Origin of the sequence: Gilliamella sp. App6-5 (assembly GCF_001690525.1) — a bacterium.
Lineage (GTDB): Bacteria > Pseudomonadota > Gammaproteobacteria > Enterobacterales > Orbaceae > Gilliamella > Gilliamella apicola_H.
The window spans coordinates 91,040-103,059 of the sequence record NZ_LZGT01000041.1 but is presented as its reverse complement, the minus strand read 5'-3'; the positions used below and the strand labels follow the sequence as shown (position 1 = coordinate 103,059).

Annotated in this window: 9 protein-coding genes; 5 read left to right on the top strand and 4 right to left on the bottom strand. The window is 37.9% G+C overall.

Features of this window, described 5'->3' with window-relative positions:
- Nucleotides 1-33: 33 nt before the first annotated feature.
- Nucleotides 34-1,860 carry a ribosome-dependent GTPase TypA gene (gene typA / locus A9G24_RS05510; protein WP_065586006.1) on the bottom strand — a complete coding sequence of 609 codons (1,827 nt, stop codon included), beginning with the start codon at nt 1,858-1,860 and terminating at the stop codon, nt 34-36.
- 165 nt (nt 1,861-2,025) lie between these two features.
- Nucleotides 2,026-2,559, bottom strand: coding sequence for a menaquinone-dependent protoporphyrinogen IX dehydrogenase (hemG, locus tag A9G24_RS05505; protein ID WP_218056225.1), 534 nt, complete (start codon nt 2,557-2,559; stop codon nt 2,026-2,028).
- 140 nt (nt 2,560-2,699) lie between these two features.
- Between hemG and glmU the strand changes: the two genes are divergently transcribed.
- The 5 genes from glmU to A9G24_RS05480 all read left to right on the top strand — a co-directional run bounded on the left by glmU (nt 2,700) and on the right by A9G24_RS05480 (nt 9,996).
- Entirely contained in the window at nt 2,700-4,085 is a 1,386-nt protein-coding gene (glmU, locus tag A9G24_RS05500; protein ID WP_065638137.1) for a bifunctional UDP-N-acetylglucosamine diphosphorylase/glucosamine-1-phosphate N-acetyltransferase GlmU, read from the top strand.
- 3 nt (nt 4,086-4,088) lie between these two features.
- On the top strand, nt 4,089-5,921 hold the full coding sequence (glmS, locus tag A9G24_RS05495; RefSeq protein WP_065638136.1) for a glutamine--fructose-6-phosphate transaminase (isomerizing): 1,833 nt from the start codon (nt 4,089-4,091) through the stop codon (nt 5,919-5,921).
- Nucleotides 5,922-6,317: 396 nt separating this feature from the next.
- Nucleotides 6,318-8,195 (top strand): PTS mannitol transporter subunit IICBA, encoded by a 1,878-nt coding sequence (locus A9G24_RS05490; protein WP_065638196.1) that lies wholly within the window; start codon nt 6,318-6,320, stop codon nt 8,193-8,195.
- A gap of 79 nt (nt 8,196-8,274) precedes the next feature.
- Entirely contained in the window at nt 8,275-9,438 is a 1,164-nt protein-coding gene (locus A9G24_RS05485) for a mannitol-1-phosphate 5-dehydrogenase (RefSeq protein ID WP_065638135.1), read from the top strand.
- 6 nt (nt 9,439-9,444) lie between these two features.
- Complete coding sequence (locus A9G24_RS05480; protein ID WP_065638134.1) at nt 9,445-9,996, top strand: MltR family transcriptional regulator; 552 nt, start codon at nt 9,445-9,447, stop codon at nt 9,994-9,996.
- A 642-nt stretch (nt 9,997-10,638) separates the two neighbouring features.
- Here the strand turns inward: A9G24_RS05480 and truB are convergent.
- Nucleotides 10,639-11,541 carry a tRNA pseudouridine(55) synthase TruB gene (gene truB / locus A9G24_RS05475; protein WP_065638133.1) on the bottom strand — a complete coding sequence of 301 codons (903 nt, stop codon included), beginning with the start codon at nt 11,539-11,541 and terminating at the stop codon, nt 10,639-10,641.
- 67 nt (nt 11,542-11,608) lie between these two features.
- Complete coding sequence (gene rbfA / locus A9G24_RS05470; RefSeq protein ID WP_065638132.1) at nt 11,609-11,986, bottom strand: 30S ribosome-binding factor RbfA; 378 nt, start codon at nt 11,984-11,986, stop codon at nt 11,609-11,611.
- Between the last annotated feature and the right edge of the window lie 34 nt (nt 11,987-12,020).

The window sequence follows — 12,020 nt, the reverse complement described above, 5'->3', positions numbered from 1 at the left end:
GAGGTTTTCGTATTACGATAGCACTAATACTAATTAGTCTTTATTACCACTTCTAAACGCACGTTTACGATCATTTTCGGTTAAATGACGTTTACGTAAACGGATAGATAATGGCGTCACTTCCACTAATTCATCATCATCAATAAACTCTAATGCTTGTTCTAATGACATTTTGATTGGTGGTGAAAGTGTTGTTGCTTCATCGGTACCTGATGCTCGCATATTGGTTAATTTTTTACCGGTTAGACAGTTAACCGTTAAATCGTTTGAGCGAGTATGAATACCAATAATTTGACCTTCATAAACTTCAGCACCATGCCCTAGGAATAATTTACCACGGTCTTGCAAGCCATATAGTGCATAAGCCAATGCTTTACCTGTACCGTTTGAAATCATTACGCCATTATTACGTTGACCAATTTCGCCTGGGCGAACATCATCATAATGACTAAAGGTAGAATAAAGCAAACCAGTACCTGAGGTCATAGTCATAAATTCAGTTCTAAAACCAATAAGCCCACGGCTTGGAATGACATAATCTAAACGTACGCGACCTTTACCATCTGGTAGCATGTTTGTTAAGTCACCTTTACGTAAACCAAGTGCTTCCATCACAGAACCTTGATGTTGTTCTTCAATATCAAGCGTAACTTGTTCGAATGGCTCTTGTTTTTTACCATCAATTTCTCTAAAGATAACTTTAGGACGAGAAACGCCTAGCTCATAACCTTCACGGCGCATATTTTCGATGAGTACTGACAAATGCAGTTCACCACGACCAGAGACTCTAAAGGCATCGGGATCTGGCGTTTCTTCGACACGAAGAGCAACATTATGGACAAGCTCTTTATTTAAACGCTCAAGAATTTGGCGAGAAGTGACATATTTACCTTCTTTACCCGCAAATGGTGAGCTATTTACATTAAAGAACATGGTTACAGTCGGTTCATCAACGGTTAACGCAGGTAATGCTTCAACGCAGCTATTATCACAAATTGTATCGGAGATACCGAGTTCACCAAGACCCGTTAATGCAATAATATCGCCAGCTTCGGCAACTTCAGCTTCATAGCGTTGTAGTCCTAAATGGCCAAGAACTTGCCCTACTTTGCCTGTCCGTTTATTACCTTCACTATCAACGATGGTTACTTGTTGATTTGGTTTAACGCGACCACGTTTAATACGGCCAATACCAATAACACCAACATAATTATTATAATCAAGTTGAGAAATTTGCATTTGGAATGGACCGTCTAAATCAACCTTTGGAGGCTCAACATATTTAACAATCGCTTCAAATAATGGCGTCATATCTTCAGCCATATTTTCATGATCTAAACCGGCGATCCCCATTAATGCTGAAGCATAAACGATAGGGAAATCTAACTGTTCATCAGTAGCCCCTAAATTAACAAACAGATCAAACACTTGATCGACAACCCAATCAGGGCGTGCGCCTGGACGATCGACTTTATTGATAACTACAATAGGTTTTAAACCATAAGCAAACGCTTTTTGCGTTACAAAACGTGTTTGTGGCATTGGTCCATCCATTGCATCAACAAGCAATAACACAGAATCAACCATCGACATAACACGTTCAACTTCACCACCAAAATCCGCATGTCCTGGGGTATCAACGATATTAATTCGGTAACCATTCCAATCAATAGCAGTATTTTTAGCTAAAATGGTAATACCACGCTCTTTTTCAAGCGCATTAGAGTCCATAATACGCTCGTTATCATCACCACGTAGATTATCTAGCGTACCTGACTGTTTTAATAACTTGTCAACCAAGGTCGTTTTACCATGGTCAACGTGGGCAATAATGGCAATATTTCTTAAATTTTCAATCACAATTAAAATTCCAATTAGGAGACAGATTCTATAAGCGCGATATTGTACACCTTTTTAGCCGAAATGTTGATCTATATCACAAAGTTTATTTAAAAGAACTTGAAAACTTGATAAGTTTAGAAAAATATCGATTTGTTTGTGAAAAAGTTTCAGGAAACTATGCGTTTAAGTATAAAACTGATCAGCAAACTTATCTACCTTTGTCCAATCCGTATATTCAATCATCGGCTTTGTCACATCAGTATCGCCCTTTCCTAACCACATAATCAAACGGATCATATTGCGATCAAACCAATTATATTGTGGATAATACAGCGCACCGGCAAAAACCGCAGTAATGGTTGGCTTCCATGCTATTTTAGCTAAAAATTTTTTGGTATATAAATTCGTTTCTGGCGTATTTTTATTGGGTTTTCTCGCCACCAAATTTACTCCAAAAAATCCAGATTTCATCTTATTTAATTGCTGATAATTATTATCGATAAATGCTTTCATCACTTTGCTATAAAATCCATAACGAATCGAACTTCCCAATAAGGCTGCTTGGTATTGTGTCAGATCGATTTTAGTATCAGGTAACAGTTCAATAACATCACAATCACATCGACCATTAAGTCGTGTTTTTATGCGTTGCATAATCTTAAGTGTTTGTTTTTCGTGTGTGGTATAGAGTAATAAAATTTTCATCACGGAATTCATAACATGGCCTCCTTTTTTGTTAAACCCATTGGTAAATATCAATATTACTTTTTTTATGATAAAAATTAAAAGATTGGTGGTGATTTCATTCAAAACTTTGATTATAGTATTAGGCTAATTTAACCAGACTGGAACTGATTATGGTAATTTCACCTCCAAAACTGAGTGCTATTATTTTGGCGGCAGGAAAAGGCACACGGATGTATTCCAACCTACCTAAAGTTTTACATAAAATCGGCAAAAAACCGATGTTACAACATGTTATTGATACAGTTCAACAACTTAATACTAATCGCATCAATATTGTTTATGGCCATGGCAAAGCACAGCTTGAAGATGTACTTAAAAATCAACATGTGCAACTGGTTTATCAAGCTGAACAACTCGGCACAGGCCATGCTGTTCAACAAGCTATCCCTTATATTCAAGATGATGAAGATATCTTAATTTTATATGGCGACACGCCTCTTATATCGGTTCAAACGCTGCAAACTTTAATTGCTAGCAAACCAAAACAAGGCATCGCATTATTGACGGTAATACTTGATAACCCAACTGGATATGGACGCATTGAACGCCACAATGGCAAAGTCGTTTCCATTGTGGAACAAAAAGATGCCACACCAGAGCAACAAAAAATCAATGAAGTTAATACGGGTATCATGCTCGTTACTGGTAAATTATTGAAAAATTGGTTATCTCGTTTAACCAACAATAATGCGCAACAAGAGTTTTACTTAACCGACATTATTGCTTTTGCGCACCAAGATGGTTATGACATATTAACCTCGCACCCAGTACAACCATTTGAAGTTGAAGGCGTCAATAATCGCCAACAATTGGCAACATTAGAACGGCAATATCAATATCAACAAGCTCAACACTTATTACTCGCTGGTGTGACACTGCTTGATCCAAATCGCTTTGACTTACGTGGCACACTCTCGCACGGTAAAGATGTCACTATTGATTGTAATGTCATTATTGAAGGCAATGTCACACTAGGTAATAACGTATTTATTGGTGCGGGCTGTATCTTAAAAAATTGCACGATTGATGATAACTCAAACATCAGCCCGTATAGCATTATTGAAGATTCAACTATCGCTAAACAGTGTACTATCGGACCTTTCGCCCGCCTACGACCTGGCTCACGACTTGACGAACAAGCCCATGTCGGCAATTTTGTTGAATTAAAAAAAGCGCATCTGGGCAAAGCCACCAAAGCTGGGCACTTAAGCTACCTTGGCGATAGCGAAATTGGTAGTAACGTCAACATTGGTGCAGGCACTATCACTTGTAATTATGATGGTGCCAATAAATTTAAAACTATTATTGAAGATGATGTGTTTGTCGGTTCTGACACACAATTGATTGCACCAGTAAAAGTGGGTAAAGGCGCAACCATTGCAGCAGGCACAACGGTTACCAATAATGTAAATGCTAGCGAATTGGTGGTAAGTCGAGTCAAACAAAAACAACTTGCTGGTTGGAAACGACCTACAAAGTTAACTAACGAGGAATAAACTATGTGTGGAATAGTGGGGGCTATCGCCAAACGTGAAGTTGCTGAAATATTATTAGAAGGCCTAAAACGATTAGAATATCGTGGTTATGACTCAGCAGGACTGGCAATTATTTCACCAGACGGCGAACTGCAACGCGTTCGCCGTGTTGGCAAAGTGCAAGCACTAAAAGATGCCATTGCAAAACATCCACTACAAGGAACCACCGGCATTGCGCATACTCGATGGGCAACCCATGGTGAACCAGTTGAACATAACGCCCACCCACATGTATCTGGCTTTATTGCTGTCGTACATAATGGAATTATTGAAAATTTTGAATCATTACGTGAAAAGCTGATCGCCAAAGGCTACCCATTCCGTTCAGAAACCGATACCGAGGTTATTGCCCACTTAATTCATGACATTATATCAACCGAAGATTGTACCTTAGTTGACGCCGTACAAAAAGCTATCCCGCAATTACGAGGCGCTTATGGCACAGTCATTATGGACACGCGCAACCCAGATATACTCGTTGCAACGCGCTCCGGCAGTCCTTTAGTTATTGGTTGTGGCATAGGCGAGAACTTTATCGCATCCGATCAATTAGCGCTATTACCTGTTACCCGCCAATTTATCTATTTGGAAGAAGGTGATATCGCACTTATCACACACCGCACGGTGACAATCTTAGACAAAAATCATCATGAAGTAACAAGGCCATGTATAGAATCTGATGCAAAATATGATGCGGGTAGCAAAGCAGGCTATAGCCACTATATGCAAAAAGAGATCTACGAACAACCTAATGCGATTAAAAATACCCTTAAAGATCGTCTGGCGCATGGTAAAGTTGATTTGTCCGAACTTGGTGATGAAGCCAAAGCCATCCTTAAACAGGTTGAGCATGTGCAAATTGTTGCCTGTGGCACCGCTTATAATGCCGGTATGGTTGCACGTTATTGGTTTGAAGCTTTAGCTGGAATTCCTTGTGATGTTGAAATTGCCTCAGAATTTCGTTACCGCAAACCCGCCCGTCGCAAAAACAGTCTGTTTATTACCCTTTCACAATCCGGCGAAACCGCAGATACACTTGCGGCCTTGCGATTAGCCAAAGAAAATAATTACCTAAGCACCCTTGCCATCTGTAATGTGGCTGCCTCAACACTCGTACGTGAAGCCGATTTCGTTTTATTAACCAAAGCAGGGGTTGAAATTGGTGTTGCATCAACTAAAGCCTTTACCACACAATTAACGGTTTTATTGCTACTAGTTGCAAAAATAGGGCGTTTAAATAATATGGCACAAAGCACCGAGCAAGAGATTGTCCACGCCTTACAAACCTTGCCAAACCGCATTGAACAAGTGCTTATGTCTGAACCTCAAATTAAAAAATTAGCAGAGCAATTTGTTGATAAACATCATGCGCTATTCTTGGGTCGAGGTGATGAATATCCAATTGCCATAGAAGCCTCGTTAAAACTCAAAGAAATCTCTTACATTCACGCCGAAGCTTATGCAGCAGGTGAACTCAAACATGGTCCTCTTGCATTAATTGATGCTGACATGCCAGTGATTGTGATGGCACCCACCAACGAAATGCTAGAAAAACTAAAATCCAATATCGAAGAAGTGCGAGCACGTGGCGGTCAACTGTATGTCTTTGCTGAGCAAGATGCCGGCTTTGTCAGTGATGACACCATGCACATCATTAACCTACCCCATATTGAAGAACTTACTGCACCAATCTATTACACTGTTCCCACACAACTACTCGCTTATCATGTTGCATTAATTAAAGGTACCGACGTTGATCAACCAAGAAATTTAGCTAAATCGGTTACCGTGGAGTAAATTCCACTACATTAAATGTGAGGACTGACGGTATGGTTTTGATATCGTCATCAAAACTAAAGTTCTCACATAACATCAACGAACACTAAAATGTTTAATGTAATAAGTTTTTCAGTGATTTTTTATCATGGCGCAAGACTTTGTTAACAAGTTTGGCAAAGATCACTTACTTTTATAAAAAATTTTCAGGAAAACCTGCGTTTTAGTCTATTGGACTTAAAACTATGCTTTTTATACCAAGTAAATGTGATCTTAATCACAAAAATAAAAAATGGAATAGCTTTAGCAATGTGATATTCATCACACTTATCAATTTTTTTTGATGAATCGAATAACGAAATCCCTCTACAATAACTGCATAATGATTATACCAATCAATAAGGAAAGATGAATATTATGACAACCTCAAACATCAAATTGAAAGTCCAAAATTTTGGGCGATTCTTAAGTAATATGGTCATGCCAAATATCGGTGCGTTTATTGCTTGGGGATTTATTACTGCGATTTTTATTCCAACAGGCTGGTACCCCAATGAAACTATTGCCAAGCTAGTTGGACCGATGATTACCTACCTGTTACCACTATTGATTGGCTATACAGGCGGTAAATTAGTTCACGGTGAACGAGGTGCAGTGGTTGGTGCAATCACAACTATGGGCGTCATTGTTGGTTCAGATATTCCCATGTTTTTAGGAGCCATGATCGTCGGCCCACTTGCTGGCTGGGTAATAAAGCAATTTGATAAAGGCGTAGACGGTAAAATCAAAAGCGGTTTTGAAATGTTAGTCAATAATTTCTCAGCGGGTATTATCGGTATGCTGCTAGCACTGCTTGCTTTTTTCGCAATTGGTCCTGCTGTCGTTATTGCATCCGGTAAATTAACTATTGCCGTTAATTTCTTAGTTGAGCATAATTTATTACCTTTAACGTCGATCATTATTGAACCCGCTAAGATTCTCTTCTTAAATAATGCCATTAACCACGGTATATTCTCACCATTAGGTATTCAACAAGCGGCTGAACATTCTCAATCTATTTTCTTTTTAATCGAAGCCAACCCTGGTCCTGGTTTAGGTTTATTACTCGCTTATATGTTCTTTGGTAAAGGATCGGCAAAAAGTTCAGCCAGTGGCGCCGCAATCATACACTTCTTTGGTGGGATCCATGAAATTTACTTCCCCTATGTATTAATGAATCCACGTCTTATTATTGCGGTGATTTTAGGTGGAATGACAGGCGTATTTACTTTAACATTATTGGGTGCTGGATTAAGTTCACCCGCATCACCCGGATCAATTATCGCCGTTCTTGCTGTCACACCAAAATCATCCATGCTTGGCGTAATTTTTTCTGTCATTGCTGCAACCATGGTTACTTTTATCGTTTCTGCGATTTTATTAAAAACAACCAAAGAGACAGACAAAAGTCTTGAAGAGGCAAAATCGAATATTTCTGCAATGAAAAACGAAGCAAAAGGTATTACAAATGGTATGCTTGATCTGGCTAAAGTGAAAAAAATCATTGTAGCTTGTGATGCGGGAATGGGCTCTAGCGCTATGGGAGCGGGTGTGTTACGCAAAAAAGTACAAGATGCCGATCTCGATATCTTGGTCACTAATTTAGCAATTAACAATCTGCCCAATGATGTTGACATAGTTATCACGCATAAAGACTTAACCGATCGCGCCAAACAACATGCGCCAAACGCACATCATATTTCATTAACCAACTTTTTAGACAGCCAATTATATAGCCAGCTGGTTGCGGATCTTTTAAGTTCTCAAGCGAGTAGTTTAGCCAGTGAAACAATAGCTAGCAGCAATCAATCCACTGATAATGCACCTCTATTTAAATTATCAGAACAAAATATTTTTTTAGGGCTAACCGCTAAAAACAAAGAAGAAGCCATTCGTTTTGCTGGGCAAAAATTGGTCGATAATGGTTATGTTACCCCTGCCTACATTCAAGCAATGTTAGCACGTGAAAAATTAACGTCTACTTATTTAGGAGAATCGATTGCCGTTCCACATGGTACTATTGAATCAAAAAACGATGTTATTAAAACCGGCATCGTATTTTGCCAATACCCAGCAGGTGTTCAATTTGGTGAAGACGACGACGACCAAGCGAAAATTGTAATAGGTATTGCTGCACGTAATAATGAACACCTTGATGTCATTGCAAAACTCACTAATGCCCTTGATGATCAAGCTATTATTACCAAACTTGTTAACACAACAAGTATTGAAGAGGTTCTTGCTATTTTAAGTTAATATCACAATTATCGTTCCCACTTAACAAGTGGGAAACCATTACCACTTTTAAAATTAAATTTAATTAAGGATTATTATAATGCAAGCATTACATTTTGGCGCAGGTAACATTGGACGAGGTTTTATTGGAAAATTACTATCAGATGCCGGCATACAGGTCACATTTGCCGATGTCAATCAACAAATCATTGATGCAATTACCCAGCGTCATCAATACCCTGTCAATGTTGTTGGCGAACAATCCACCACCGAAATAGTCAAAAATGTCGATGGTATTAACAGCACCTCTAGTGAAGTGATCGATTATATTGCCAAAGTTGATTTAATTACTACCGCCGTGGGTCCGCAAATTTTAGCGCGCATTGCTTCAAGTGTTGCGCAAGGAATTATGGCAAGACATCAACAAGGCAACACCAAACCACTGAATATTATTGCTTGTGAAAATATGGTTCGTGGTACAAGCCAATTTAAACAAGAAATCTTCAAATCACTACCAGAAGAACTGCATCAATGGACAAACGCCCATATCGGTTTTGTCGATTCAGCGGTGGATCGCATTGTACCGCCTGCAACATCAAAAACAGGTGATATTCTAGAAGTCACTGTCGAGACTTTTTCAGAATGGATTGTTGATGAAACGCAATTTGTGGGGCCGATTCCAACCATTGCAGGTATGCAGCCCGTTGACAATTTAATGGCTTTTGTTGAGCGAAAACTATTTACCTTAAATACAGGTCATGCAATTACGGCTTATTTAGGTTTCTATCATGGTATTGGCACCATTCGAGATGCAATTTTAAATGAAAAAATTCGTTTAATTGTTCGTGGAGCCATGGAAGAAAGTGGTTTAGTTCTTATCAAACGTTACAATTTTGATGAACAAAAACACATGGCTTATATCGAAAAAATCTTAAACCGCTTTGAAAACCCGTATTTACATGATGATACTTCACGTGTTGGACGTCAGCCAATACGTAAATTAGGCGCTGGCGATCGTTTAATTAAGCCATTGCTCGGTACCTTTGAGTATCAAGTGAAAAATACTAACTTACTAATCGGTATTGCTGCTGCTCTCAACTATCGTAATAGCGATGATGAGCAAGCGGTTGAACTGGCAAAACTCATTACTGAAAAAGGTGTTAAACACGCTTTTTGTCAAATCGCGGGAATTGATGTTAACAATTCTATTGTTAAGCAAATTGAAGAAATTTATACTACAATGCAAAATCGCCAATTTACATAACACCTAATGCCAGAATCGATATTACAAGAAGATACGATATTAGAAAAACTCAATCAGCAAGCTGATATTCACAGCTTGCTCACCGTTGCCATAAAATTAATCAATGATAATGTCAACACATTAATTCTTAAAGTCTTTCGAAAAGAACCTCACGCCATTAAATTTGTCATCCCTTCATTAGTTGGTAAAAATGGACCACTCAATGATACTTCTGTTTGCTTAAAACTGCTTTATGTGTTGGGGATTATTTCTCGGGAAGATTACGAAGATATAGAATTGCTAATTGCTATTTTGGACGAGCTAGAACAAGATGACAGGCAATATACTTATTTAGATGATGAAATTTTAGGCCCTATTAGTTTATTACATGATATGGTATTACCACCAAGCTGGGAATCGCAACACGAAAAAGCCAAACAATCTGGCATTGTCGATACTTTAAAATCTTCCATGTACCAAAACCGCTATCAACAAATGATACGCTCAGCATTAATTATTGCTATCACCGAACTGACGTTACGCATCATAAATAAAGAACATATCAACTACTTTCCATAATGACCAACTCTGTTACTAAATGTTCAGTTATTTCGACTCAAAATAAATTAAACTAAAAATAGCTATCGCTGCATGCGATATACAAAACAAATATAGGTTTTTGGTTACTGCTCTTCGGTTAAGACCTTTTTATTTTTTGCTTTTTCAAGCGATTCTTTCGTCTTAATTCGGTTCTTATATTATTCATTATCAGAATGCTTTATTTTTGCTTTATGCACCAGTCAATTGTAACTTTCTTTGCCTTATTTATTCATGCTATGATATTTTCCTTAACACACTTTTTACCTTTGATTATTTCTTGTTAAAAATATAATCTAAAAAGGCGTCAGTTTTGTTTTTTTATGTATATTTATTACTGTAGTTTTTCAAATTATTTTAAACAAGGCGAGTAATTCCAATAAATTAAATATTCGAGGATTCAAAAGATAAAAAGCAAAAGCTTAAGCGGTTTGTTCACTTTTATAATTAGATTAAACCGCATGACACAATTGCGTTGAAAATACCTTATGCGTTTTGAGAAGATCATTTTAATCTTGAATTCTAAACAACTCGGTGTTTTCCTGTCGCTAAATTTAATTTATCGTTGGCTTTTTAGTTACTGTTGAAAATTAAATTTAGCATTTAATAAAAATACCTAATTCATTACAAGGTTGATATTAAGCGTTTTGGCGATAATTTGTTACTTTGCATCACACCGGCGCCAATAAATTGCTGACCTTGATAAATTCGCACCAAGGTTTCAGCATGTGTGGAATTTTCAAGTTCAATGGTTCTTCCTAACAATATATCTTTACCTTGTGCATTAGTCAGCGTTATTTTTGGACGACCTTGTAATGGGCTATCAACAGGCATTAACAGTTCATCCTTTTCAGACCTATTTTGTAATGCATCTAAACGGATCATTTTATCAATCGGATAATTAGATACTTGCAAACGCCTTAAATAAATAACATGTGCCCCACAACCCAGTAATTCGCCTAAATCATCAATAATAGTTCGAATATAGGTGCCTTTAGAGCAGTGTATTTCTAGCGTTAATTCGTTCTTTATGGCATCAAATTGGATAAATTGATTTTCGTAAACGGTAATAGGTCTCGCTTCACGTTCAATGACAATACCTTGGCGGGCATATTCGTAAAGTGGTTTACCTTGATATTTTAAAGCCGAAAACATGGTCGGTACTTGTAAAATATCACCTCGAAAATGCGTTAAAGCTTGGTTAATTTGCGATTCGTTTACTTTAACAGGTTTGGTACAAATAATTTGCCCATCCGCATCTGAGGTATCTGTACGTTCACCAAGTTTGGCGATCACTCGATAACGTTTGTCTGAATCCAATAAATACTGTGAAAATTTGGTCGCTTCACCAAAACAGATAGGTAGCATACCTGTCGCTAATGGATCAAGTGCCCCTGTGTGCCCGGCTTTTTTAGCATTAAATAGCCATTTCACTTTTTGCAGCGCATCGTTGGATGTCATACCTTGTGGTTTGTCTAGTAACAAAACGCCGTGAAGATCACGGCGAGTTCTTTTTATATTCATCATTTATTTTATACTGAAACGTATAGTTACCTGAAACTTTTTGACAAAATTCAGGACTATTTTTTTAATATTAATCTTTATGATGCTCGTTATCATGCTTGATAACATCCGCCACCAAGCTCGACATTTGCATACCTTTAACAAGCGACTCATCGTAAAAGAATTTGATCTCAGGAATGATTCGCAAACGCATCGCTTTGCCAATCAAAGTGCGAATATAGCCTTTAGCGTCATTAAGTACCGCTAAACCTTGTTCAATCACTTGTGGATCATCGTCATTTAAAAAAGTCACAAAAACCTTGGCATACGAAAGATCGCGCGAGATATCAACGCCCGAAACGGTTACCATGCCAAGACGAGGATCTTTGATTTCTCGTTGTAAGATAATTGCAATTTCTTTTTGTAATTCATGCCCAACTCGAGATGAACGATTAAATGCTTTTGCCATATCTATTTTCCTTAAAAAATGAATAAGCAAGGCT

Coding starts and splice junctions, on each gene's coding strand:
- truB (WP_065638133.1), bottom strand. CDS start 11,541: ATGATGAATATAAAAAGAACTCGCCGTGATCTTCACGGCGTTTTGTTA.
- A9G24_RS05485 (WP_065638135.1), top strand. CDS start 8,275: ATGCAAGCATTACATTTTGGCGCAGGTAACATTGGACGAGGTTTTATT.
- rbfA (WP_065638132.1), bottom strand. CDS start 11,986: ATGGCAAAAGCATTTAATCGTTCATCTCGAGTTGGGCATGAATTACAA.
- A9G24_RS05480 (WP_065638134.1), top strand. CDS start 9,445: ATGCCAGAATCGATATTACAAGAAGATACGATATTAGAAAAACTCAAT.
- A9G24_RS05490 (WP_065638196.1), top strand. CDS start 6,318: ATGACAACCTCAAACATCAAATTGAAAGTCCAAAATTTTGGGCGATTC.
- glmU (WP_065638137.1), top strand. CDS start 2,700: ATGGTAATTTCACCTCCAAAACTGAGTGCTATTATTTTGGCGGCAGGA.
- hemG (WP_218056225.1), bottom strand. CDS start 2,559: ATGAATTCCGTGATGAAAATTTTATTACTCTATACCACACACGAAAAA.
- glmS (WP_065638136.1), top strand. CDS start 4,089: ATGTGTGGAATAGTGGGGGCTATCGCCAAACGTGAAGTTGCTGAAATA.